At 68.7% G+C, this 23096-nt stretch carries 22 protein-coding genes; 12 read left to right on the forward strand and 10 right to left on the reverse strand.

Annotation, left to right across the window (positions count from 1 at the left end; all coding sequences use genetic code 11):
- Positions 1–210: 210 nt before the first annotated feature.
- The 7 genes from ACTVZP_RS14510 (at position 211) to ACTVZP_RS14540 (ending at position 6918) form a co-directional block, all read left to right on the forward strand.
- Positions 211–1242: an ABC transporter substrate-binding protein gene (locus tag ACTVZP_RS14510; protein ID WP_443212871.1), complete on the forward strand. Its 1032-nt coding sequence runs from the start codon at positions 211–213 to the stop codon at positions 1240–1242.
- Positions 1242–2057, forward strand: coding sequence for an ABC transporter ATP-binding protein (locus ACTVZP_RS14515; protein ID WP_443212872.1), 816 nt, complete (start codon positions 1242–1244; stop codon positions 2055–2057). The genes ACTVZP_RS14510 and ACTVZP_RS14515 overlap by 1 nt, the downstream gene beginning before the upstream one ends.
- Entirely contained in the window at positions 2054–2899 is an 846-nt protein-coding gene (locus ACTVZP_RS14520; protein WP_443212873.1) for an ABC transporter permease, read from the forward strand. Before ACTVZP_RS14515 ends, ACTVZP_RS14520 begins: the two co-directional genes overlap by 4 nt.
- A 2-nt stretch (positions 2900–2901) precedes the next feature.
- Positions 2902–3651 (forward strand): GntR family transcriptional regulator, encoded by a 750-nt coding sequence (locus ACTVZP_RS14525; RefSeq protein WP_443212874.1) that lies wholly within the window; start codon positions 2902–2904, stop codon positions 3649–3651.
- Positions 3652–3725: 74 nt separating this feature from the next.
- Complete coding sequence (locus ACTVZP_RS14530) at positions 3726–4184, forward strand: (2Fe-2S)-binding protein (RefSeq protein ID WP_443212875.1); 459 nt, start codon at positions 3726–3728, stop codon at positions 4182–4184.
- A gap of 3 nt (positions 4185–4187) precedes the next feature.
- The gene (locus ACTVZP_RS14535; RefSeq protein WP_443212877.1) at positions 4188–6323 is read left to right on the forward strand and encodes a molybdopterin cofactor-binding domain-containing protein; all 2136 of its coding nucleotides are present in this window, start codon (positions 4188–4190) and stop codon (positions 6321–6323) included.
- A gap of 7 nt (positions 6324–6330) precedes the next feature.
- Positions 6331–6918 (forward strand): Isoquinoline 1-oxidoreductase subunit, encoded by a 588-nt coding sequence (locus ACTVZP_RS14540; protein WP_443212878.1) that lies wholly within the window; start codon positions 6331–6333, stop codon positions 6916–6918.
- A gap of 11 nt (positions 6919–6929) precedes the next feature.
- Here the strand turns inward: ACTVZP_RS14540 and ACTVZP_RS14545 are convergent, their stop codons facing one another.
- Genes ACTVZP_RS14545 through ACTVZP_RS14555 form a run of 3 tightly spaced genes read right to left on the reverse strand, consistent with a single transcriptional unit; the run spans position 6930 to position 9901 of the window.
- Positions 6930–8252, reverse strand: coding sequence for a TRAP transporter large permease (locus tag ACTVZP_RS14545; protein ID WP_443212879.1), 1323 nt, complete (start codon positions 8250–8252; stop codon positions 6930–6932).
- Positions 8253–8261: 9 nt separating this feature from the next.
- Positions 8262–8825, reverse strand: coding sequence for a TRAP transporter small permease subunit (locus tag ACTVZP_RS14550; RefSeq protein WP_443212880.1), 564 nt, complete (start codon positions 8823–8825; stop codon positions 8262–8264).
- Between the two features lie 56 nt (positions 8826–8881).
- A complete protein-coding gene (locus ACTVZP_RS14555) occupies positions 8882–9901 on the reverse strand; it encodes a TRAP transporter substrate-binding protein (RefSeq protein WP_443212999.1) in 1020 nt (339 codons plus the stop codon).
- A gap of 650 nt (positions 9902–10551) precedes the next feature.
- Here ACTVZP_RS14555 and mprF point away from each other — a divergent pair.
- Positions 10552–13167: a bifunctional lysylphosphatidylglycerol flippase/synthetase MprF gene (gene mprF / locus ACTVZP_RS14560; protein WP_443212881.1), complete on the forward strand. Its 2616-nt coding sequence runs from the start codon at positions 10552–10554 to the stop codon at positions 13165–13167.
- A 325-nt stretch (positions 13168–13492) separates the two neighbouring features.
- On the opposite strand, the gene ACTVZP_RS14565 is transcribed toward mprF, so the two are convergent.
- Together ACTVZP_RS14565 and ACTVZP_RS14570 are read right to left on the reverse strand one after the other, a co-directional pair.
- Positions 13493–14716, reverse strand: coding sequence for an extracellular catalytic domain type 1 short-chain-length polyhydroxyalkanoate depolymerase (locus tag ACTVZP_RS14565; RefSeq protein ID WP_443212882.1), 1224 nt, complete (start codon positions 14714–14716; stop codon positions 13493–13495).
- 42 nt (positions 14717–14758) lie between these two features.
- Entirely contained in the window at positions 14759–15166 is a 408-nt protein-coding gene (locus ACTVZP_RS14570) for a CopG family transcriptional regulator (RefSeq protein WP_443212883.1), read from the reverse strand.
- A gap of 422 nt (positions 15167–15588) precedes the next feature.
- On the opposite strand from ACTVZP_RS14570, the gene ACTVZP_RS14575 reads away from it, so the two are divergent.
- From ACTVZP_RS14575 to ACTVZP_RS14590, 4 genes are read left to right on the forward strand one after another with little or no spacing between them, the layout of a single operon-like run.
- Entirely contained in the window at positions 15589–16629 is a 1041-nt protein-coding gene (locus tag ACTVZP_RS14575; RefSeq protein ID WP_443212884.1) for an acyl-CoA dehydrogenase, read from the forward strand.
- Positions 16622–17329 (forward strand): PIG-L deacetylase family protein, encoded by a 708-nt coding sequence (locus ACTVZP_RS14580; RefSeq protein WP_443212885.1) that lies wholly within the window; start codon positions 16622–16624, stop codon positions 17327–17329. The genes ACTVZP_RS14575 and ACTVZP_RS14580 overlap by 8 nt, the downstream gene beginning before the upstream one ends.
- Before the next feature lie 5 nt (positions 17330–17334).
- The gene (locus tag ACTVZP_RS14585; RefSeq protein ID WP_443212886.1) at positions 17335–17883 is read left to right on the forward strand and encodes a class I SAM-dependent methyltransferase; all 549 of its coding nucleotides are present in this window, start codon (positions 17335–17337) and stop codon (positions 17881–17883) included.
- Positions 17880–18863, forward strand: coding sequence for a glycosyltransferase (locus ACTVZP_RS14590; RefSeq protein ID WP_443212887.1), 984 nt, complete (start codon positions 17880–17882; stop codon positions 18861–18863). Before ACTVZP_RS14585 ends, ACTVZP_RS14590 begins: the two co-directional genes overlap by 4 nt.
- A 23-nt stretch (positions 18864–18886) precedes the next feature.
- Here ACTVZP_RS14590 and modC read toward each other — a convergent pair whose 3' ends face one another.
- The 5 genes from modC to ACTVZP_RS14615 form a co-directional block, all read right to left on the reverse strand.
- Positions 18887–20008, reverse strand: coding sequence for a molybdenum ABC transporter ATP-binding protein (gene modC, locus ACTVZP_RS14595; protein WP_443212888.1), 1122 nt, complete (start codon positions 20006–20008; stop codon positions 18887–18889).
- Positions 20005–20691: a molybdate ABC transporter permease subunit gene (gene modB / locus ACTVZP_RS14600; protein WP_443212889.1), complete on the reverse strand. Its 687-nt coding sequence runs from the start codon at positions 20689–20691 to the stop codon at positions 20005–20007. The genes modC and modB overlap by 4 nt, the downstream gene beginning before the upstream one ends.
- A 2-nt stretch (positions 20692–20693) precedes the next feature.
- The gene (modA, locus tag ACTVZP_RS14605; protein ID WP_443212890.1) at positions 20694–21455 is read right to left on the reverse strand and encodes a molybdate ABC transporter substrate-binding protein; all 762 of its coding nucleotides are present in this window, start codon (positions 21453–21455) and stop codon (positions 20694–20696) included.
- 43 nt (positions 21456–21498) lie between these two features.
- Positions 21499–21924, reverse strand: a complete 426-nt coding sequence (locus ACTVZP_RS14610; protein WP_443212891.1) for a TOBE domain-containing protein — start codon at positions 21922–21924, stop codon at positions 21499–21501.
- Positions 21925–22263: 339 nt separating this feature from the next.
- Positions 22264–23049, reverse strand: a complete 786-nt coding sequence (locus tag ACTVZP_RS14615) for a TOBE domain-containing protein (protein ID WP_443212892.1) — start codon at positions 23047–23049, stop codon at positions 22264–22266.
- Positions 23050–23096: the final 47 nt, after the last annotated feature.

A 23096-nucleotide genomic window follows, 5' to 3' on the forward strand; every position in this document is an offset into this window, starting at 1 on the left:
CCTCCTCCTCATCGGGTCGAGCCGTTCCGCATCACGCGGCGACTCGTCGGACAGAAGCGTTCCCCGGATCCCCGCCCGGATCAAGATACGAATACGTCTGAACGGGCATTTCGTATATTTTTTTGATTCAGAGGCGGAATGGTATACGCTACTGGCGGGAGCAACCGCTCGCCACGGGCGGAACTCCCGACAACGGGAGGAGAATGAGACATGACAAGCTCGACCAGGATGAGCCGCCGCAGCTTCGGCCTTCTGAGCGCCGGGGGCGTGGCCAGCCTCGCCATCGGCGCACCCGCCCTCGTCCGCGCACAGACGGCCGTGAACTTCGCCGTGCCGAACCCCTCGGCGCTGACCTGGCTGCCCTACTGGGTCGCCGTTGGCGAGGGTTACTTCGCCGAGGAAGGCTTCGAACCGCGGCTCGAGGCGATCGACGGCTCCTCCGCCGTTCTGCAGGCCATGTCGGCAGGTCAGGCGCAGATCGGGGCGCCCGGTCCCGGCCCCACGCTCGGAGCACGCGCGCGCGGAGTGGACGTGAAGTTCCTCTACAACCTCTATCCGAAGTCGGTCTTCGGCCTCCTCGTGAAGGAGGACAGCGACTTCAAGGCGCCTGCCGACCTCAAGGGTCAGGTCATCGGCGTGGGTACCGCCGACGGGGCCGAGGTGTCCTTCACGCGGGCGATCCTCACCGATGCCGGAATGGCCGAGGGCACCGACTACAGCTTCCTGCCGGTGGGCGACGGTGGCACGGCAGCGGTCGCCTTCCTGCGCGACGAGGTGGCCTGCTATGCCGGTGCCGTCTCGGACGCGGCGATCCTTGCGGCCCGCGGTCTTGCGCTGCGCGAGATCACGCCCGAGCAATATCTCGGCTTCTTCGGCAATGGCATTGCGATGCTGGAAAGCCAGATGCAGGCGATGCCCGAGCTGGCCCCCGCCTTCGGCCGGGCGCTGGTGCGCGGCACGCGCTTCGCCTCGGATCCCGCCAACAAGGAGAAGGCGCTCGCCCATTGCGCGGCCGGCAACCCGCAGGAGGGCGAGCAGGACTACGCGGCATCGCTCTATGACGGCGTGGTCAACCGCATGACGCCGACCGAAGCCTACATCGACAAGGGCTACGGCTACCAGCCGCCCGAGCACTGGCAGGCCATTCACGACTCGGCCGTGGCCTCCGGCGCCCTGTCGGAGCCGATCGCCGACCTCTCCTCGGTCTACACCAACGAGTTCGTCGACGGCTGGAACAGCTGATGGCGATGGCGGAGCCCCGTGCCCTGGCCTCGGAACCGGCTGCCTCCGCGCGGCCGATCTACGAGATCGAGCGCCTGTCGAAGACCTATGCCAACAACCGGCTGGTCGCGCTTCAGGACGTCCACCTGACCCTGCGCAAGGGCGAGTTCGTCTCGGTGGTCGGCTCGTCCGGCTGCGGAAAGTCGACGCTCCTGAAGATCATGTCGGGGCTCCTGCCGCCCACGCGGGGGCGCGTCGTGCTGGACGGCAAGCCGGTGACGGGGCCGCGCCCCGACATCGGCATGATGTTCCAGCAGGCGACGCTCCTGCCCTGGAAGACCACGATCGAGAACATCGTGCTACCCATCGAGATCCGCGAGGGGCGGGCGGCGGCGAGGGCCGCCCTGCCCCATGCCCAGGCCCTCCTGCAGCTCGTGGGCCTGGGCGACTTCGCCCATGTCTACCCGGGCGAGCTGTCGGGAGGCATGGCACAGCGGGCCTCGATCTGCCGCATGTTCATCTCCAACCCGGCGGTTCTCCTGCTTGACGAGCCCTTCTCGGCACTCGACGAGCTCACGCGCGACTTCATGAACATGGAGCTGCAACGGATCTGCGCCGAGCAGGACTCGACGGCCTTCCTCGTCACCCACTCGCTCGCCGAGGCGGTGATCCTGTCCGACCGGGTGCTCGTCATGAAGCCGCGTCCGGGGCGTGTGGTCGAGGAGATCGTGATCGACCTGCCCCGCCCCCGCACGCTCGAGATGATCAACACGCCGAAGTTCGGCCAGATCGTCGGCCACATCCGCGACCTGCTCGGCAAGGAGGCCCACCAATGACCGACACTCCCGACAGCCGCGACACCGTCTGGGTCGAGCACGAGGCGCTGATTGACCGAGTGCCGCGCTGGGTGGCGATGCTCGCCCTCGCCGTCGTCGTGGTGGCGATCTGGGATCTGGCCACCGCACGCATGGCCTGGGTCTCGCCCATCATCCTGCCGAGCCCCGGCGAGACGCTCGACGACCTGATCTTCGTCGGCAGGAACCTCCTTTCGGGGGGCTACATGCTCGAGGCGCTCTGGACGACGACGCGGACGGTCTTCTGGGCCTTCCTGCTGGCCACGGGCATCGGCTTCTCACTCGGCGTCCTCGTGGGCGAGACCAAGTTCGGCGAGCGGGCGGTCATGCCCTATCTCGTGGCCATCGACACGATGCCGAAGGTCGCCTTCGCGCCGCTCTTCATCGCCTGGCTCGGCTTCGACATCGCCTCGAAGGTGGCGCTCGCGGCCTTCATCGCGACCTTCCCCATCGTGGTCTCGACCGCCGCAGGCCTCTATTCGGCGTCCGAGAACGAGCGGATGCTGTTCAAGGCGATGGGCGCGTCACGGCTTCAGACGCTGGTGCGGCTCAAGCTGCCGAACGGGCTGCCGCACATCTTCACTGGCCTGAAGATCGCGGCCGTGGGGGTGATGGCGGGCGCGATCACGGGCGAGTTCCTCGGCGGCGGGCGCGGCTTCGGCGCATTGATCCGCCAGTCGGCAAGCCAGATGGACACGCCGCGCGTCTTCGCGCTGATCCTCTATCTCAGCCTCCTCGGTCTAGCCCTTTTCTTCACCGTGGCCTGGCTGCAGAAGCGTCTCGTTTTCTGGAACAAGGCGAATCAGCCCATCGGAGCTGCGTGAACATGAGTGCTGCGGAGAAGGCGCCCGCGGAGGCGAGGAACCTGTCCGAACGGGCCTATGACCGGATCCGTCGCGACATCCTGCGCGGAGGGCTCTTCCCGGGCGCGAAGCTCCAGATCGAGGGCATCTCGGAACGCTACGGCATCGGCATCGCGCCGGTGCGCGAGGCACTGAACCGCCTCTCCTCGGAAGGGCTCGTCGAACGCAAGAGCCAGCGCGGCTTCTTCGTGGCCGGCATCTCGATGACCGCCCTCGAAGAACTGGTGAAGACGCGGATCTGGCTCGAGACGCTGGCGCTGCGCGAATCCATTCCGCGGGGCGATCTGGACTGGGAGGAGAACCTCGTTCTCGCCTACCATCGTCTCGCGCGGACCAACCGGCGCATGCCGGCCGAGGAAGGCCGTGATCTCGCCGAGGAATGGGAGCATTTCCACAAGGCGTTTCACATGCTGCTGCTCGACCGCTGCGGCTCGACCTGGCTGCTCGGCTTCTGCTCGACCATGATGGATCAGGCGGTGCGCTACCGCAGCCTGTCGATGAACTTCCACCCGAACATCCAGCGGCGGGAGGGGGCGGCCGCGGAACATGCCGCCATCCTCGCGGCCGCCATCGACCGCGACACCGACCTCGCCTGCCGGCTGCTGACCGAGCACTATGCCGCAACCCTCGAGGCCCTGCGCGGCGTGATCGGCGAGCAGGGCATTGCCGAGGCGGACCGTGGCCCGGCCGCGCAGGATGCAGAGGCCGGCTGAACGGCCGCCTGCGGCCCCTTGACGCAGCGGCCGCCCCTCCTAGTTCGCCGGCTGAAGCCACCGGGGAGGCAGCCATGGTCAATCTGTCCATCAACGGACGCGAGGTATCCCTCGACGTCGATCCGGACACGCCCCTGCTCTGGGTCCTGCGCGACGAACTTCGGCTGACGGGCACGAAGTTCGGATGCGGCGTCGCGCAATGCGGCGCCTGCACCGTCATGCTCGATGGGATGCCGAGGCGCTCCTGCGTGACGCCGATCGGCTCGATCGAGGGAGGGCAGGTCACCACCATCGAAGGGATGGAGGGACGTGAGATCGAGGCGGTTCAGGCGGCATGGGCCGCCGTGGACGTGCCCCAGTGCGGCTGGTGCCAGTCGGGACAGGTCATGTCGGCCACGGCGCTCCTGCGGCAGATCCCGAAACCCACGGACGAGGACATCGACCACGCCATGGCCGGCAACCTCTGCCGGTGCGCGACCTATGTCCGGATCCGGCAGGCGATCCACGATGCCGCACGCACGCTGGAGGGCTGAGCCATGACCCTCATGTCACGCCGCAATTTCCTCGCCACCGGAGCGGGCTTCACGCTCGCGCTGGTCCTGCCTGCGCCCTTCGCGCGGGCGCAGGGCGCACCCTCCGACATTCCGGCCACGCCGAACGCCTTCATCCGGGTCGGTTCCGACGACACCGTGACCGTCATCATCAAGCATCTCGAGATGGGCCAGGGTCCCTACACGGGCCTCGCCACCCTCGTCGCCGAGGAGATGGACGCCGACTGGAGCCAGATCCGGGCCGAAGCCGCTCATGCGGATGATGCGCTCTACAAGAACCTTGCCTTCGGCGCACAGGGGACCGGGGGCTCGACCGCCATCGCCAACAGCTACATCCAGATGCGCAAGGCAGGCGCGGCGGCGCGGGCCATGCTGGTCGGCGCGGCGGCGGCCGAATGGGGCGTGCCCGCTTCCGAGATCACGGTGCGGGCCGGCCGCCTTTCCCATTCGAGCGGCAAGGAGGCGGGCTTCGGCACCTTCGCCGAGGCTGCGGCTTTGATGGAAGTTCCGCAGGATCCGCCGCTCAAGGATCCTGCGGATTTCGTGCTGATCGGCAAGGACGTCGCCCGCCTCGATTCCGCGGCCAAGTCGGACGGGTCGGCCCAGTTCACCCTCGACATCTACCGCGAGGGGATGCTGACCGTCGTCGTCGCCCATCCGCCGGCCTTCGGGGCGAGGGTCGCCTCGTTCGACGACGCGGAGGCGCTGAAGGTGGCAGGGGTCGAGATGGTCCGCCAGATCCCCGAAGGGATCGCGGTCTATGCCCGAAACACCTTCGCCGCGATCAAGGGCCGCGGCGCGCTCGAGATCCGCTGGGACGAAAGCGGCGCCGAGCGCCGACCCACGTCGATGATGATCGAGGACATGGCGAAGGCGCTTCCCGGCGCGCGGGTGGTCGAGGAATCCGGAGACGCCGGCGCCATCGACGGAGCGGCCGAGATCCTCGAGGCCGACTATCGCTTCCCCTACCTCGCCCATGCCCCGATGGAGCCCCTCGATGCGGTGATCGAGGTGAAGGGTGGGCAGGCGGAACTCTGGTACGGATGCCAGTTCCCATCCATCGACAAGCCCACCGTCGCGCAGGCGCTGCAACTGCCCCCGGATGCCGTCCGGATCAACGTGCTCTTCGCGGGCGGCTCGTTCGGGCGCCGCGCGCAGGGGAACGGGCACCTTGCCGCCGAGATCGCGCATGTGGCGAAGGCCGCGGGGCGCGACGGAACCTTCAAGCTGCTCTGGACTCGCGAGGACGACCTCAAGGGCGGCTATTACCGGCCGATGACGCTTCACCGCCTCCGCGCGGGGCTCGATGCCGAGGGCAACATCATCGGCTGGGAGAATGCGGTCGCCAACCAGTCGATCATGTCGGGCACCGCGCTCGAGGCCTTCATGCAGGACGGGCTCGACCCCAGCTCCTACGAGGGATCGAACGACCTGCCCTATGACGTGGGCGCGCGCCGCATCTCCTGGGCGAAGATCGAAAGCCCCGTGCCGGTTCTCTGGTGGCGCTCGGTCGGACACACCCACACCGCCTTCGCCGTCGAGGTATTTCTCGACGAGGTCCTGGAGCGGGCCGGGAAGGATCCGGTGCAGGGGCGGCTCGACCTGCTCACGCCCGGATCGGGCCGCTACAGGGGCGTTCTCGAGAAGGTTGCCGAGATCGCGGACTGGCAGGGGCGCACGAAGGACGGGCGCGGCTATGGCGTGGCCGTGGCCAAGAGCTTCAACACCTACGTCGCGCAGATCGTCGAGGTCGAGAACGGCGGGGTGATGCCGAAGGTCACGCAGGTCTGGTGCGCAGTGGATTGCGGCGTCGCGGTCAATCCCGACGTGATCCGCGCCCAGATGGAGGGCGGCATCGGCTATGCGCTTTCGGCCGCGCTCTACAGCGCGATCACGCTCGACGGCGAAGGGCGGGTGGAACAGTCCAACTTCGACGACTACCGCCTGTTGCGGATCAACGAGATGCCGAAGGTCCATGTCGCGATCCTGCCATCGGCCGAGCCGCCGACCGGCGTGGGCGAGCCCGGAGTGCCGCCGCTCGCCCCGGCCGTGGCCAATGCCTGGAGGGCGCTGACCGGTCAGCCCGTCCGCCAGCTTCCCTTCGCGCAACTCCTGTCCTGAGGTGACCATGCGTCTTTCCTTCGTTGCCGCCGCGATCCTCGCGGCGGCCCCGCTTGCCGCGCAGGAGTTGCGCGGCCCAGAGGCCTTCGAGGGCATGGCGGACGGGGCCGAACGCTCGGCCGCGATCTTCACGGAAATGGGCAAGGTGCTGACCCATCCGCGCTGCCTGAACTGCCATCCTGTCGAGGGCGGCCCCACGCAGGGTGACCGGATGCAGGCGCACAACCCGCCCGTCGTCCGCGGCCCGGCCGATTTCGGCGCCGTGGGCATGAACTGCACGACCTGCCATGGCCGCGAGAACGTGGCCTTCACCGGCAGTCCGGGGAGCATTCCGGGCCATCAGCCCTGGTCGCTCGCGCCGATCAGCATGGGCTGGGTCGGCCTCGGCCTCGGCGATATCTGCCGGCAACTGAAGGATCCGGCGCGGAACGGCGGCAAGACGCTCGAACAGTTGCACGAGCACAACGCGAGCGACGGCCTCGTCGGCTGGGGATGGGAGCCGGGCGAGGGGCGTGAGCCCGCCCCCGGCAGCCAGGAGATCTTCGGCGAACTGACCCGCGCGTGGATCGACAGCGGAGCCGCCTGCCCCTCGTGAGCACCGGGCCTTCAGCGGCCGGTGATCCCCGGGAAGGCAATCACGAGGGCAAGGGCCACGATCTGCAGCGCGATGAAGGGCAGAAGTGCGCGAAAGATCTCGCCCAGCGACATGTCCCGCGGCGCCACCGACTTCAGGTAGAAGGCGGCTGGCCCGAAGGGCGGCGACAGGAAGCTCACCTGCATGTTGATCGCGAAGACCACGCCGAACCAGATCGGATCGTAGCCAAGGCTCGTCACGATCGGCACGAAGATCGGCATGCAGAGGAGGGCGATCCCCACCCAGTCGAGGAACATGCCGAGCAGGAACAGGATCGCCATCATGAACAGGATGATGACGATGGGGTCCTCCGACACGCCGGTGATGAGTTCCGAGACGAAGCGCACCCCGCCCATCAGGTTGAAGACGCCGACCAGCGCCGATGCCCCGATGCCGATCCAGACGATCATGCCGACCGTCCGCAGTGTCTGGAGCGCCGCCCCCACGACCAGCTCGCGGCTGAACTCGCCCCGGATCACCGTAGAGAGCGCCACGCCGATGACTCCGATGGCCGAGGCCTCCGTCACCGAGGCGATGCCGCCATAGATCGAGCCGAGCACGAAGATCACCACGAGGATCGGCAGGAACAGCCCCTTGAGCAGCCGCAGCTTCTCCGACCTCGTGCGATCCTCGGGCTCGGCCACGGGCGCCATCGCAGGATTGATGTAGGCGCGGATCAGCACATAGGCCGCGTAGAAGCACGCGAGCATCAGCCCTGGCACGAAGGACGCGGTAAAGAGCTGCCCGATCGAGACGTTCGCTGTCAGCCCGTAGACGATGAGGACGATGGATGGTGGCACCATCGCCCCGAGCGCGCCCCCCGCGCAGCAGACGCCGATGGCGAGACCCCGATCGTAGCCGAGCCGCAGCATCTGCGGCAAGGCAAGGAGGCCGAGAAGGATGATCTCGCCGCCGATGATCCCCGACATCGCGGCGAGGATGACGGCCACCATCAGCGTCTGGATCGCCACGCCGCCCCGGATCCGGCCCGCCAGCACCTTCATCGCGTCGAACAGGTCGCGCGCGATGCCGGACCGGTCCAGGATCGCGGCCATCAGCACGAACATCGGCACCGAGACGAAGACGAAGCTGTTGACGAAGCTGAAGATCCGGCTGGTGATCAGCGGCAGCGCCATCGGCCCGAACCAGCCGAGCGCGAAGATCAGCGCGACGAGGAGTGTCACGAAGGCCAGCGGCATTCCGGTCAGAAGCAGCAGGATCAGCGACACGAACATGGCAATGGTCGCGCCCTCGATGCCGAGGGATTTCAGGTCGAACAGGGTGCTCGGATCCATGATCCCTCCTCAGCGCGCGTGCCGGCCGCGGGCATAGCCGGCGGCTAGGATGAGAAACTGGATGGCGAGCGCGACGAGCACCACGAGAAGGAAGACCTTCAGCAGGCCGGGATAGACGGGATCCCATGCGCTGCCTGAGCTCTCGAGCCGGAACTCGCCCGCGGGCGTCCAGACGGCGCGCTTCACGCTCTGCCACGCGGCGAAGGCGAAGAAGCCCGAGGCCACTGCACAAGTGAGCGAGATCGCCATGTCGAAGACCCGGCGCACGCCCGGCGACAGCGCATCGTAGAAGAGGACGACGCGGATATGGGTATTGAGCGCGGCGGCGTAGAGGCCGCCGAAGACGAAGGCGCAGGCATTCAGGAAGACAACCGTCTCATGCGCCCATGTCGTGGGACTGTTGAAGACATACCGCATGATGACCTCGTAGAAGAGGATCAGCGCCGAGACGACGATCGCGGCGGCAAAGAGCAGGCCCGCCCCCACGACGCCCCTCCCGAAGATCCCCGCCTCCGCAATGGCGGAAGGCCCGGGATGGACCATGTCTTCTTCCTCGTCGAGCGGTTCGTTCATCCGCGCCTCCTTCACTCTGGAATGAGGTCCCCGGCCGGCGGCCGGGGATGGCCCCGTCACTCGGTCAGGAGGCCCTTCTCCTGCAGGTAGGCCGTCAGCGTGTCATAGACCTTCTGCGAGGCCGGCGAGGCGGACGCCGCCTCTTCCCACTGCGTTCGGGCGATGCCTCGGAACTTCGCCCTCTCCTCGTCGGACCAGTCGTGGATCGTCACCTTGCCGGATGCCTCCGCCTTCTCCGCGGCGGCACGGTCGTTCTCGAGCACGGTCTGCGACTGGTATTGCGCAAACTCGCGCACGCTCTCGGTCATCGCCTGCTGGAGATCCTCGGGAAGCGCATCCCAGGCGGCCTTGTTCATCGAGACCTCGATCAGCGGCATCGAGTGGAAACCGGGGAAAACCGGATGCGTCGCGATGTCGTGCAGGCCCTGCGCCTCGTTCGTGGAGAAGGTGTTGTAGTCCGCCGCGTCGATGACGCCCTTGTCGAGCGAGGTGAAAACCTCGGAGCCCGGCAGGTTCACAGGCGCCGCCCCGGCTGCCGCGAAGACACGCTGCACCATGCCTTCGGGTGCGCGGACCTTCAGGCCCTGCAGGTCATCCACGCCGTCGAGCGGCACCTTCGAGACGAAGGCTTCAAGCCCGGGCGTGGTGGCGCCGATGAAATGCAGGCCGTAAGGCTCCAGCATCTCGTTCATCAGTTCCTTGCCGCCGCCCGTCTCCATGAAATCGAACATCTGGTCCGGCGAGGACCAGGCGCCGACCGGGTTGGCGATGAGGCCGAGGGCAGGCTCCTTGCCGGCGAAATAGGATGTGTCGGTGAAGTGGCCGTCGATGATACCCGCCGCCACGGCATCCTGGGTCTCGTTGTGGGCGACGATGGTTTCCACGGGCAGCATCTCGACGGCGATGCGGCCGCCGGACTTCTCGTCCACCATCCGCGCCCATTCCTTCTGAAGCTGGAAGTTGGTGTTGCCCGCCGGATCCGAGGACTGGAAGCGGAACGTGTGCTCCTGGGCCGAAGCGCCCGAGGCGAGTGCGATCCCCGCCGCGGCACCCAGCAAGAGGTGTCGCATCGTCATGTTCTTCATCTGGTTCCTCCCATCGGGGTCCCGTGCCTGCGCGCCGTCGCATGCGGCTGCGCCTCTTCACGCTGCCGGGACCGTGCTGCCCAACGCAGGCCGGACGCCGGGCGTTCCGCCGCAGGGTGCCTCCGCGGGAATTGCAGGAAGGGACGGCGCAGGTGGGCGTGCCCGGACGGCCACGGATCCGGGTCTGGCCGCAGACCCGTGCAATCTCAGAGGTGAAGCGGAAGGCGCGCCGGCGCCTGACCGCTGGCTCGGGCTGTCATGCGGCCTGCCGAAGGGCGGAGCGGGCCAGCGGCGCGGCGCGCCTACGGCTCGCGGACGCTCTCCCGGCCGAGAGCGGAGCCGGGCCGGCCCCCAGACACAGGCAAGCGACCGCGCGCGAGCGGACCCGGGCCTCGACCAGGCGCGGTCGCCTGCGCCTGTCTCGCCCGGCCGGCGGGTTGCGACCCGAGGGCGCGGTCCGGCGGAAGGTCGCCGGGGGGCTTGGCGAGCACGCGCCCGCAGGCTAGATGTCCACGCGACAACGAATTTCCGGCGGTCGGCGATCTTCGGTCTGTTGCATCCGGTCCTTCTGCGCGACGGGACCGGGCCGCAGGCTCAATCCGGTTCCGTCACGCCGGCAGGCGACCTAGAAGGGGCAAGACATGTCCTGGCGCAGCGAGACGCCTGAATCCGTCACCTCTGCCGGCGAAGGTGTGCCCGCCCGTGCCCGTCCCCTGCGGGACTGGTTCGGCCGCAACCGCACCATGCTTCTCGCGCTGGTGACCTGGGTCGTCTTCGCGGCGGTCGCCTACACGACCTACCGGATCACCGGCGACATTCGCTACCAGGACATCCTCCGGGCGCTCGAAGAGACCTCCTGGCGCGACATCCTGATCGCCGGCTTCTTCACGGTGGTGAGCTTCGTCCTGCTGGCAGGCTATGACGTGAACGCCCTGCGCCATCTCGGCCGGTCGCCGAACCTCGTGCAGGTCGGCATGGTGGCCTTCTGCGCCTATGCGATCGGCAACACGGTCGGGTTCGGCCCGCTATCGGCCGGGGCGGTCCGTTACCGCGGCTACAGCCGCCTTGGTCTGTCGGGAGAGCAGGTTGCGGCCGTCATCGCCTTCGTCACGCTGTCCTTCGGCATCGGACTGACGGTGACGACGGCCCTCGCCGCTCTCGTCGCGGCCGATCAGGTCGCTGCGCAGGCGGGCCTTTCTCCCCTGGCGCTCAGGCTCCTGTCGGGGGCGCTGCTGCTGGCGCTGGCGGTAATGGCGGCCTTCCTCTGGCGGCAGAACGGGCGGCTGCGGCCGCACATGCCGCGACCCGTCATCGCGCTTCAGCAGCTCGCCATCACCGCCGCCGACCTGATGGTCACCGCCACCGTCCTCTGGGTACTGCTGCCGCAGGACCTCGAGGTGAGCTGGATCTCCTTCGTCATCATCTACGCCATCGCGATCGGACTCGGCGTCCTGAGCCACGTGCCGGCGGGGCTCGGAGTGCTCGAGGCGGTCATCCTCACGAGCCTCGGCGGCTCGACCGGGACCGATGCGCTGCTGGGATCGCTGGTGCTCTACAGGGTGATCTATCACGTCGCGCCCCTGCTGATCGCCGTCGTGGTCGTGGCCTGGACCGAGGCGCTCGAGGCCCTGCATTCGCCCCGTCTCGAATGGGCGCAGCGCATGGGGACGCTGCTTGCGCCGTCACTCCTCGCCTCGCTGGCCGTGATCTGCGGCGTGATGTTGATCTTCTCGAGCGTCATCCCCGCGACCGATGCGGACCTCGCCTGGATCGCGGCATATGTGCCGGTCCAGCTGATCGAGGCCGCGCATTTCCTGTCCAGCCTGATCGGGCTCGTTCTCTTCGTGGCGGCACGCGGGCTGACCCAGCGCCTCGACGGTGCCTACTGGCTCACGCTCGTCGCGGCCGCTGCGGCCTTCGTCTTCACCTTCGTCAAGGCGCTCGCTCCCTACGAGGCCGTGATGCTGGCTGCGCTCATCGGCTTCCTGATCCTCAGCCGACCCCTCTTCGACCGTCCCGCCTCGCTTCTTTCGCAGACGCTGACGCCACCGTGGCTGGCCGGAATTGCGACCATCGCCGTCTCGGCCATCACCATCCTCTTCTTCGTCTACAAGGACGTGGATTACAGCCACGACCTCTGGTGGCAGTTCGAGGTCTCGGCCGAGGCGCCGCGCGGCCTGCGCGCGCTGCTGGGCGTCGTCATCCTCTCCTCGGTCATCGCTATCCACAGCCTGTTGAAGCCGTCCCGCCCCGAGACAGACCGGCCTGAGGACGACGAAGTGCAGCGCGCGCTTGCGATCGTGGACGCGCAGGACGGCAGTGAAGCCAACCTCGTGCGGATGCGGGACAAGAGCCTGATCTTTTCGGCCTCGGGCGACGCCTTCCTCATGTATGCGGTGCAGGGCCAGTCCTGGATCTCGCTCTTCGGCCCCATCGGGGCGCAGGGTTCGCAGGCCGAGCTGATCTGGCGCTTCATCGAAATGGCGCGCGCCAACGGCGGGCGGCCGGTCTTCTACCAGGTGCCGCCCGCGCTTCTGCCGCTCTGCGCCGACGCGGGCCTGCGCGGGCTGAAGCTGGGCGAGCGCGCGCTGGTGGATCTCGAGACCATGGACCTCCAGTCGAGCCAGTGGGCCGAGCAGCGGCAGGCGCTGCGGAAGGGCGAGCGGACGGGGCTCACCTTCGAGGTGGTGGAGCCGGCGGGCGTCGCGGCCATCCTCGACGAGCTCCAGCAGGTCTCGGATGCGTGGCTCGCACATCAGGACACGCGCGAGAAGGGCTTTGCCCTCGGCCGGTTCGACCGCTCCTACGTGGCCGAGCAACCGGTCGCCGTACTCAGGGCCGAAGGTCGGATCGTGGCCTTCGCGACGATCATGACCACCGCGACGAAGGCGGAGGCCACGGTCGATCTCATGCGCTTCGCGCGGAACGCGCCCTCGGGGTCGATGGACGTGCTGTTCTGCAACATCCTGGTCGAGATGAAGCGACAGGGCTTTCGAAGCTTCAGCCTGGGAATGGCGCCGCTCTCGGGCATCACCGCCAGTCAGTCGGCGCCGTTCTGGAACCACCTCGGCCAGTCCGTCTTCGAGCACGGCGAGCGCTTCTACAACTTCCGCGGGCTGCGGTCCTTCAAGGCCAAGTACCGGCCCGACTGGCAGTCACGCTATCTGGTGACGCCGGGCGGGGTGTCACCACTCGCCGCCCTCGTGGACGTGACGCTGCTGATCGGCGGCGGCCTCAGAGGCGTGATCCGGAAGTAAGGCGGCCAGGCGCGGGTTCGCCCTCTGCTCGACGACATTCTGCAAGGCGAGATCTGCCAGCGGCGGCGAAGCGCGAGGATGTGCTGCGTCTGCGCCACGCGGTCCTTCAACGCATCATGCTCCATCCCATGCCGAGGCGCTGCGGTGGGTCCGGGCCCGGCATCTGTCAGATCCGCTTTCGACCGAAGCGACAGACCTCCTCTCCAGGACACGGCCGGGGAACGGTCGCGGTTCGAAGGAGATGGTGCGGCTGCTCCGCGCCGCGCGGTCGGGGCAGGCTCGCCGCCCTCCCCGCGCGTCGAGGGAGGCGAGCCGGAACCTCAGGTCAGGAGGCGGGACCGGACCCTCCCCTTCCGTCGAGGAAGAAGCGGATCATCTCGGCCGAGGCATCCGGCCCGGCAGGATCGGTGTAGGAGCCGCTCGCGCTTCCCCCGGACCAGGCATGCCCCGCCCCGTCGATGCGCCAGATCTCGGCGATGCGGCGCCCGTCACCCCCGTCAAGCATCTCGCGGACGTAGCCGCGACCGCCCGGCGTCTGCCCCTTGTCGCGCGAGCGGGTGCCACCCGGCCGCTCTGCCGTGACGGCGGCGAGGATGGCATCGGCATTGGACGGATGGACCGTGGCATCGGCCGTGCCGTGGAAGACGATGGTCGGCTTCGGCTCGGGCACGGGCGCCCCGCGGCCTTGCCCCCGCATCGCGGCGAAGGCCGAGATCACGTCATGCGCCGACCCATGCGCGAGGCCGGAGTGGATCCCTGCAGCGGCGAACAGGTCCGGATGCGTCGCGGCCATCGTTGCCGCCATCGCGCCCCCGGCGGAAAGGCCCGCCACGAAGATCCGGTCCGGCTCTACGGCGAACTCGGCCGCGATTGCCCGCACGAGGCCCGCAAGCAGCGCCGGCTCGCCCGCCCGCGCCTGCTGGTCATCGGGGCGGAACCAGTTCCAGCACCCCTGCGCATTGTGCTCGCGGCTCTGGTGGGGATAGACCACGAGGAGACCCGACCGCTCCGCCTGTTCGTTCATCCTCGTGCCCGCCGCGAAGTCTTCGGGCGTCTGCGTGCAGCCATGCAGCATAAGCACGAGACCCCGCCCGGCTTCGGGCAGCGTCGACGGCACGTAGAGCCGGTAGGCCCGTGCGCCATGCGGTCCCGCGAAGCTGCGGCGTTCGAAACGGGCGCCCTCGGCCAGGGCGGGCTGCGGATCGGCCCCGCGCTGCGGCGCCGACGGCGTCCGGATCCGGCTCAGGGCATCGACCACCTCGCGCAACGGCCGACGACCGGGCATGGCGTCGCGCCGACCCGCCCGGGCGGCGGGGCGGTCTGAGACGATCTCGGCATCCTCGATGTCGCGAGCGGCCTTCGGAGCCCTCGCCGTGCTCTCATGTCCGGTGTCGACGGAGGGAGATGCCGGACCGTCCCGTTCCTCGACCCCCTCCGCCGGGGAGCGCGAGGACAGCGCCGTCTGGATCGTGCGCGTCGCATGCTTCAGCTCACCTGCACGAACCTGTTGCAGCGCCCGGCCCATGGCCGTCGCGAAGTCGATGGTCATTGCTGTCTTCCTTCGTGGAGGGGTGCCGTCCTGCGCCTGCCCCTAGCGGATGCGGTCCCGGAGAACCGCCTTGATCTCGGGCGCCGCCTGAAGCGCCCCGAGAACGGTGATTGATCCGATCGTGGCCTGCGCCAGATCGGGGGTAACGTCGGAAGCGATCCTCGCAAGGCCCACGACCCGGAGGTGAAGCATCTCGCCCGCCGCACATGCAGCCTCGAGATCGGCCCTCGTGACGTCGCGGAGTCCAAGCTCCAGCACATGCCGCTGGATGGAGCGCGAAATCACCTCGCCCTCGGTCGAGAGTTGGTTGCGTATGGCGGTCCGGATGAAGTCGCTGCGGTTGGAGTAGAAGCCCTCCTGAACCAGAAGATCGATCCGTCCCAGATCGACCGGGCCAAGGTTGATCGTGATCTTCTCGCTTTCGGACAATCTCGGGCTACGCTCGGTCACGGCATCTCCTTCCATATGGATGGTATATGGATGCCGTATATCGGGTTTCAAGAGCGGCGGAGGCATCAACAGCATGGAAACGGCCGGTGCCTCGCTCCCGACCACGGGAGACCTTCATGCGGGCGGGCACGCATCGGCGAGGAGGTGCTCCTGCGCGCCGGCACCGTGAAGCGCAACCGCTGGATGGCGCATCGACACGAGGCATCCGAACCACGCGCGCGGAGCGCCCGACGATGTGGCAGTCGCGTCCGCCGCCAATCCCCCGAACCGGAAGCGCTAAGGGCCCCGACGCCCCTCGCGCAAACCACCTTCGCCGCGGTCGGTCGCATCTTGGATACATGCGGGCCGGGAACCTGAGCCGCTCCTGCAGGTTCTACTGCATCTCCCCTGCAAGCCCGGAGACGGAAAGAGAAACGGTGAAGATGGCCTCGACCGCGGTCGCCTACGACAGTCGTCAGCAGAGCGGGGAGAATGGCCGCGGCGATTGCTGCCCGGCCTTCGGCGCCGAGCTCGCGCGCCTGAGGAACTCGGACCTTCTGGGCTCGAGGGCAGACGTGGAACCGCTCGCGCGCTCGCTGAGGCAGATCGCAGAGCGAAATCTCTCCGTCGCGCGGCTCTACGAGGGCCATGCCAACGCCCGGGGCCTCATCGAAGCCTATGGATCCGACAGCATGAGGTCCGAGGCTCTGGATGCCATGACGAGGGGACAACTCTTCGGCGTCTGGGGTGCGGACGGGGTCCCGCCCGTGACCGCGAAGGGCTGCCGCCTCTCGGGGCTCAAGAGATATGCGTCCGGCCTCGGCCACGTCGATCATGCGATCGTGGCCGCCGCCAGCGACGAGGGCCAGCAACTCTTCCTGATCGACGCGCGCGACCGGGCGAGGCACAACGCGGCTGCCTGGGACATGGCGGGGATGCAGGACAGCGCATCGGGTGTCTTCGACTGCGACGGCCTCGAGGGGCAGCGGCTCGGCCCCGCGAACGTCTATACGCGCGAACCCCTGTTCGTCGGCGGAACATGGCGGATCGCGGCCGTCAGCCTCGGCGGCATCGTGGGCCTGCTGGACGGCGCCGCGCGGGCCTTGCGGGCGCGCGGGCAGATCGAGGCCGAGGCACATCTCCTCCGCCTGTCTCCGCTCGCCGGCCGGACCATCGCAGCCTGGCCCTTCATCCTCCGCGCCGGGCGGATGGCCAGTGGCCCGGAGGGCGCGGCCGATCCGGAGCGCGCGGCGGCCATGTCGGCAGCGGCGCGGCTCCTGACCGAGGAACTGGGGCAGGAGGTGATCTCCGCTGTCGAACGCTCCGTCGGCCTCTCGCTCTTCGCGGCCGATGACCCGCTCGGGCGCCATGCGCGGGATCTCGGCTGCTATCTCCGTCAGGCGGCGCGTGACGCCTTTTCGCTGCGGGTGGGACGCGCGCTTCTGGCTTCCGGCGCGCCGCTCGGCGAGTGGCTCGATGCGTAACTGGCGGCACGCGTCCTTCGCCGATCTTTCCGGCGGCCGGCCCATCGTCGTGCTGGCTCCCCACCCCGACGACGAGGCGCTGGGATGCGGAGCGCTTCTGGCTGCGGCGTTCCAGGGGCCGGGCGCCCGCGTCGTCTGCATGACCGATGGCGCGGCGTCCCATCCCAACTCGCGGCTCTGGCCCAGGGACCGGCTGGCAGCCCTGCGGGCCTCGGAACTCGATCTCTCGATCCGGGAACTCGGCGGGGCGCCCGACATCGTGACGCGCCTGAACCTGCCGGATGCCGCCATGCCAGGGCCCGGACCGGCGCGCGAGGCTGCTCTGCAGCAGGTCGAAGCGGTGATCCGCGCGTGCAAGGCCGGTGCGCTCTTCGCCACCTCCCCGACGGATCCGCATTGCGATCACATCGCGACGGCTGCCATCGCTCGTGAGGCAGCGGCGCGGACGGGCGTTCGTCTCTTCTTCTATCCCATCTGGTCCCGCTGGTCGGATCCGGACTACAGGCGGCGCATGGGGTCGGTGATCGAGCATCGGTTCGATGCGCGGCGCGGTGCTTCCGCCAAGGGGCGCGCGATTGCCGCCCACCGCAGCCAGCTAGGACTGGTGATCGGGGACGATCCCGAGGGCTTCGTGCTGCCCGAGGCTTTCCTCGCCGACTTTCGCACGGGGGACGAGATCTTCTTCGAGGAGGCGTTGTGACGGGAGTGAGCGCAGAGAAGCTCGCCGGGATCTATGCCAGCGGCGACGACCCGTGGAACTTCCGGACCAGCGCCTACGAACAGGCGAAGTTCCGGGCCACGGCGGCTGCGCTGCCGCGCTCCGCCTATCGCGCGGCGCTGGAGGTCGGTTGCGGCAATGGCGAGCTTGCACGGCACGTGGCACCGCGATGCGAGGATTACCTAGGGGTGGACGCCATCGACGCCGCGCTAGGCGCGGCCATGCAGGCGGTGCCGACAGCGCGGTTCCGCAAGCTCTTCCTGCCGGGGTCGTTGCCCGAGGGGCCCTTCGACCTGATCCTGCTGTCAGAGATCCTGTATTTCCTGAGCCCCGAGGCGCTGGCCGATCTTGCCGCGCGGATCGACGGCCGCTGGCCGGGGGCCGACGTGCTCTGCGTCAACTGGCTCGGCGAGAGCGGGAACCCGCTGCAGGGTGCCGAGGCGTTTTCGCTCTTCGCCGCGGCCTCGCAGCGCCCGTTCCGGCGGGTGGATGCCTCCACAAGTTATCGCATCGACGTGGCGGAGGCCCTTGCGTGAGGCTGTGGGTCGAAAAGGCGGATCTTCCGCGCATCGCGCGTGCGGACATGACCATCGTCATTCCCGCGCGCGACGAGGAGGACATGCTTCCCCGCTGTCTCGCGGCGCTGGCCGATCAGGATGGCATCGAGGCCGCGGCCGTTACCCTTTGCGTGAACAATTCGCGCGATGACACCGCGACCTCGGCATGGCGCACCGCAAGGGCGCTCGGCCTTGCATTCGTTCTGGTCGAGGTCGATCTGCCGCGCGGGGGCGTCGGGCGCGCGCGGCGGCTGGGTCATGCCGTCGCGATGAGGCACAGCCCGCGCGCGCGAAAGCTGCTGTCCACGGATGCGGACAGCACGGCGGCGCCGGGGTGGCTTGCGGCGATGGGCAGGGCGCTCGACAAGGCGCCTGCGGTGCTGGGACGGATCGAGGGCCTGCCCGACATCGCCGAAGGCGACCTCCGCCGTCTCGGCCCTGTGGATGAGGTCGAGCAAGCGTATCTGCGGCTTTCCACCGAATTCGAGAGGCTTGTCTCGGGGCGGCCATTCGGCCTCAACCTGGCGGGCGGCGCGAACCTCGGCTTTCGCCGTCAGACCTATCGGGCCCTGGGCGGCTTCCGGCCCCTGCCAAGCGGCGAAGACCGGGATCTCGTCAGGCGCGCCCTGTCGGCAGGACTGCGCGCGGTGCATGCGCAGGATGCCGTCGTCCGGGCCTCGCAGCGATCCTCCGGGCGGGCGCCCGGCGGAATGGCGGACGGGATCGCCGCCCGCCTCGCCGGCGGGAATCCCGCGCTCGATACGGCACTGTCGCCGCTGCGCGTGATGATCGACCGCCACCTAAGGGGCGAGGATGCACGGGCAGCGCCGATCTCGCTCTTCGAGGCCGCGCGCGATCTGCCGGCGCTCTCCGCCTGTGTGGCCGAGCTTCGGAAGAGCCCCGGCCCGACGGCGCGGCGCGACGTGCTCGCGCGGTTTGCGGCCCGCGGTGACTGCTGAGCCCGCGCGGACGCCGCCGAGGGTCACGAAGGACGCGCGCCTGCCCCGCGGAAGGCCTCGGGTGGCTGCGCGGGCTCGGCCAGCGCCACCGCCTTCAGTCGCGCCACGACCAGATCGCCCGTTCGCAGCGCCAGCCTCTCCCACGACTTCCGCGATACGCGCGACAGAAGGGCGGCCCCCTGCCCGTCGGGTCCGAGACGCAGACGCACGGTGATCTGGTAGGGACCGGCGGGTTCGGCGCCCTCGATGCGGGCGGGCAGGGCATTGAGGATCGTGGTGTCCAGCGGCGCATGGCGCCCGAGGCTCACGTCGCTTGCCGGAATGCGCAGACGGCGGCGCACCCCGTTCGGCCCGAGGTCACCGGGCACGGTGACAACGCCGCCCGGCACACGGATGTCGGAGAGGCCATAGCGGGAATCGGTCGCGATCACCTCGCCCTCGACCACGGCGGCAGGCTCGGGCAGGTGGATCAATGGCAAGGCGGGATCGGCGAGCAGGTCGGCGATGGGGCCGGCCGCACGCACCCGCCCCGCCTCCATCAGCACCAGCGTGTCCGCCAGCCGCTCGACCTCGGCGATGTCGTGGCTGACGTAGATCACCGGGATCGAGAGCGTCGCGTGCAGACGCTCCAGATAGGGCAGGATCTCGTCCTTCGAGAACCGGTCGAGCGCCGAGAGCGGTTCGTCCATCAGAAGAAGGCGCGGCTGCGACAGGAGCGCCCGGCCGATGGCCACCCGCTGCCGCTCGCCTCCCGAAAGGCTCCTGACCGGCCGGTCGAAGAGGGGGGCGACGCCGAGGAGTTCGACCACCTCCTCCATGCCGATGCGCACCCCGGACCTCGAGCGGCGCAGCCCGAAGCGGAGGTTGCGCTCGACCGACAGATGCGGGAACAGGCTCGCCTCCTGGAAGACATAGCCGATGTCGCGGCGGTGCGGCGGCAGGAAACGCCGCCCATCCTGCCAGGTCTCGCCGTTTACCCGCAGCAGGCCTTCGGGCAGGCGCATGAGCCCCGCCATGCCGCGCAGGACGGTGGTCTTGCCGCAGCCCGAGGGGCCGAAGAGCGCGGTGATGCCCTCGCCCGGGACGGAGAAGGCTGCATCCAGCGCGAAGCTGCCGAGCCGGCCGCGGAAGGCGGCCTCGATCATCGCCGCGCCCCGCTCAGCCGCCGTTCGACCAGCATCATGGCGAGGATCACGAGGAAGGACATCACCAGCATGCCGCCCGCCAGCACATGCGCCTTGCCCCATTGCAGCGTCTCGACGAAGTCGTAGATCGTGACCGACAGCACCTTCGTCTGCCCAGGAATGGCCCCGCCGATCATCAGCACCACGCCGAATTCGCCCACGGTATGGGCGAAGCCCAGGATCGCGCCGGTGAAGATCCCCGGCAGGGCCAGCGGCAGGGCCACGTTGAAGAAGGCGTTGATCGGAGAGGCGCGGAGCGTCGCCGCCGCCTCCATCGGCCGGTCGCCCATGGCCTCGAAGGCGTTGCGGATCGGGTTGACCACGAAGGGCAGCGAGTAGATCACGGATCCCACCACCAGCCCCTCGAAGCTGAACGACAGCTTGCGCCCCAGAAGTGCTGTCAGCGGCGAGTTCGGCCCCATCGCGATCAAGAGGTAGAAGCCCAGCACCGTCGGTGGCAGCACGATCGGCAACGAGACGACGGCGGCAACGACCTCCTTCCAGAGTCCGCGCGCCCGTGCCAGCCACCACGCCAGAGGAGTCCCCACCAGCAGGAGCACGACGGTCGTGACAGAGGCGAGCTTCAGGGTGAGCCCGATCGTCGCGATCATCGCCGCATCGAACAGCGGGCCTTCCTCACCCATTCTCAGTCGCCGGTCGCATAGCCGTATTTCCCGATGATGGCAGCGGCTTCGTCACCCTTCAGGAAGTCCATGAAAGCCCGCGCGGCCTCGCTCGTCTCGCCCTTCTTCAGCAGCACCGCGTCCTGCCGGATCGGGGTGTAGAGGTCTTGCGGCACCAGCCAGCGGGACCCGGAGTCGTCGGCCATGACCTGGCTGAGTGCGACGAAGCCTGCATCCGCGTTGCCCGTGGCCGCAAACTGGTGGGTCTGGCTGATGCTCTTGCCCTGCACGAGCTTCGGCTCCAGGCTCTCGAAGACGCCGAGCGCCTTCATCGCCTCGACCGCCGCAGCACCATAGGGGGCGGTCTGCGGGTCGGCAATGGCGACGTGGGTAAGGCTCTCGTCCTTCAGCGTAGCCGCGCCGTCGACGCGCGCGGGATCCGCGCTCCACAGCACCAGCTTGCCCACGGCATAGGTGAAGCGGCTGCCCGGCACGGCCAGTCCCTCGGCCTCGGCCTTCTCGGGCCTTGCCTGATCGGCGGAAAGGAAGACCTGGAAGGGCGCATCCTGCGTGATCTGCGCGTAGAGCTGCCCGGTCGGGCCGAAGCTGTAGGTCACCGTGTTCCCGGTCGCCGTCTCGAAGGCCGCACCCAGTTCGTTGGCGGCATCGGTGAAGTTCGCAGCCACTGCGGCGAGGATCTCCTCGGCCCGCGCCGGTGCCGCGAGAACCATGGAGACGAGCAGAGCGGCGAGGCCGGCGCGCCGGTGGGTCGTGGAGGAAGACATTCAGACAGTCCTTGTGCTGGTTGCATCCGGCTTGTGGCCGGCGTCACGGCATCGCGATGATGACGTGGCTCGCCTTGAAGAGAGCAATCGCCGCCGCGCCGGGCACGAGGCTCAGGCTGTCCGCGCTCTTCCGCGTGATGATGGCGGTGATGGCCTTGCCCTCGCCGAGGTCGAGGGTGATCTCGCTGTTGACCGGCCCGTCCTCGCGCGAGGACACCTTTCCGGCCAACTGGTTGCAGGCCGAGATGCGGCCCGGATCCTCGCCCGCCGCCAGCATGACGAAGGTCGACTTGATCAGCGCGAAGACCTCCGACCCCTCGCGGAGGCCCATGTCCTCGGCACTGCGTTCGGTGATGACCGACGTCAGCCGGTGTCCATCCGTCAGTGCGAGTTCGACCTCGGCGCTGACCGTGCCCTGGGTGACCCGGGCGACGGTGCAGCGGAAGGTGTTGCGGGTGCTGGTCTGCATCTTGAAGCTCCAGAAGGTGGGGCGGCGCCCCTCGGCGCGGCCTGTTTCGATCTTGTCCGGCGCCCTCACCCGAATGACAGGTGGAGGTGTCGCTATGGTGTCCGGCTATATAGAGCTTGAGCCAAGACGGAGACAAGCGCCTCGTTCGGAGCGTCGCCTATATAGCGCCTGAAAGCAGCAACATGGAGGTCGGGATGCACTCGCCCGAACCGAGCGGGTTCGCGAAGGTCCGGCAAATCGGGCGGCCACGCACAGCGCTGCCCAATTGCGCGGCAGCAGTGACGCGACAATGGGTAACGAGGGGCGAATCGCCCGGCGCCGGCATCGGGCAGGCGGAGGTCAGGGAAGGGCGAGGATGACGTGGCTCGACTTGACAAGTGCCGTCGCCGTGTCGCCCGACCCGAGGGCCAGCGCCTCGGCGCTCTCGCGCGTGATCGTGGCCGCAAGCGTCTTGCCCTGCCCCAGGTCGAGCACCACCTCGCTGTTGACCGCGCCGTCCGTCCGCGACGTCACCGTTCCGACCAGCCGGTTGCGAACCGAGAGCGGCCCGATCTCCGCCCCCTTCGCCAGGATGACGAAGCTCGACTTCACCAGCGCGAAAACCTCGACGCCCGGAACGAGACCCATGTCGGCGGCGCTGCGCCCGGTGATGACCGACACGAGGCTCTGGCCGCCGCCGATGTCCATCGCGACCTCCGCGCTCACGGCGCTCTCGGTGACGGAGGTGACGATCGCGCGGTAGGTGTTGCGGGCTGAGGTCTTCATCATCAGGCTCCAGAGGATATCGCCGGGGTCGAGGTCGATCTGCGCTTCGAGCGTGTCTATGACGCGTTCGAGACCTTCGCGAATTGCGGTATAGGCGGCGATCACCTTCTCTCCGGCCGGCGTGAGCGTTGCGCCGCCCCCCGCGCGGCCCCCGGGCGCCGCCGTCACCAGCGGGCTTGCGAAGAGGTTGTTCATCGCATGAACGCCATCCCAGGCCGCCTTGTAGGAGAGGCCCACCTCTCGCGCCGCGGCCGAGATCGAGCCGGTCCGGCCCACCGCGGCAAGCAGCGCCACCCGGTCGGCGCCCATGCGTGCACCCGGCCGCTCCAGCGTCAACGCACTCCGCACGGTTCCCGGCATGGCGATGCTCCCTCGACTGCTTGGATACGTTCTTAGCTTGCCCTGCC

The organism is Rhodobacter sp. NSM (assembly GCF_052244495.1).
Lineage (GTDB): Bacteria > Pseudomonadota > Alphaproteobacteria > Rhodobacterales > Rhodobacteraceae > Cereibacter_A.

Excerpts from the sequence above, each read along its gene's own strand:
- ACTVZP_RS14515 (WP_443212872.1), top strand. The coding sequence starts at position 1,242 with ATGGCGATGGCGGAGCCCCGTGCCCTGGCCTCGGAACCGGCTGCCTCC.
- ACTVZP_RS14580 (WP_443212885.1), top strand. The coding sequence starts at position 16,622 with ATGCGTAACTGGCGGCACGCGTCCTTCGCCGATCTTTCCGGCGGCCGG.
- ACTVZP_RS14615 (WP_443212892.1), bottom strand. The coding sequence starts at position 23,049 with ATGCCGGGAACCGTGCGGAGTGCGTTGACGCTGGAGCGGCCGGGTGCA.
- ACTVZP_RS14520 (WP_443212873.1), top strand. The coding sequence starts at position 2,054 with ATGACCGACACTCCCGACAGCCGCGACACCGTCTGGGTCGAGCACGAG.
- ACTVZP_RS14525 (WP_443212874.1), top strand. The coding sequence starts at position 2,902 with ATGAGTGCTGCGGAGAAGGCGCCCGCGGAGGCGAGGAACCTGTCCGAA.
- modC (WP_443212888.1), bottom strand. The coding sequence starts at position 20,008 with ATGATCGAGGCCGCCTTCCGCGGCCGGCTCGGCAGCTTCGCGCTGGAT.
- ACTVZP_RS14510 (WP_443212871.1), top strand. The coding sequence starts at position 211 with ATGACAAGCTCGACCAGGATGAGCCGCCGCAGCTTCGGCCTTCTGAGC.
- ACTVZP_RS14530 (WP_443212875.1), top strand. The coding sequence starts at position 3,726 with ATGGTCAATCTGTCCATCAACGGACGCGAGGTATCCCTCGACGTCGAT.
- modB (WP_443212889.1), bottom strand. The coding sequence starts at position 20,691 with ATGGGTGAGGAAGGCCCGCTGTTCGATGCGGCGATGATCGCGACGATC.
- ACTVZP_RS14610 (WP_443212891.1), bottom strand. The coding sequence starts at position 21,924 with ATGCAGACCAGCACCCGCAACACCTTCCGCTGCACCGTCGCCCGGGTC.
- ACTVZP_RS14545 (WP_443212879.1), bottom strand. The coding sequence starts at position 8,252 with ATGGATCCGAGCACCCTGTTCGACCTGAAATCCCTCGGCATCGAGGGC.
- ACTVZP_RS14535 (WP_443212877.1), top strand. The coding sequence starts at position 4,188 with ATGACCCTCATGTCACGCCGCAATTTCCTCGCCACCGGAGCGGGCTTC.
- ACTVZP_RS14555 (WP_443212999.1), bottom strand. The coding sequence starts at position 9,901 with ATGACGATGCGACACCTCTTGCTGGGTGCCGCGGCGGGGATCGCACTC.
- modA (WP_443212890.1), bottom strand. The coding sequence starts at position 21,455 with ATGTCTTCCTCCACGACCCACCGGCGCGCCGGCCTCGCCGCTCTGCTC.
- ACTVZP_RS14565 (WP_443212882.1), bottom strand. The coding sequence starts at position 14,716 with ATGACCATCGACTTCGCGACGGCCATGGGCCGGGCGCTGCAACAGGTT.
- ACTVZP_RS14540 (WP_443212878.1), top strand. The coding sequence starts at position 6,331 with ATGCGTCTTTCCTTCGTTGCCGCCGCGATCCTCGCGGCGGCCCCGCTT.
- ACTVZP_RS14575 (WP_443212884.1), top strand. The coding sequence starts at position 15,589 with ATGGCCTCGACCGCGGTCGCCTACGACAGTCGTCAGCAGAGCGGGGAG.
- mprF (WP_443212881.1), top strand. The coding sequence starts at position 10,552 with ATGTCCTGGCGCAGCGAGACGCCTGAATCCGTCACCTCTGCCGGCGAA.
- ACTVZP_RS14550 (WP_443212880.1), bottom strand. The coding sequence starts at position 8,825 with ATGAACGAACCGCTCGACGAGGAAGAAGACATGGTCCATCCCGGGCCT.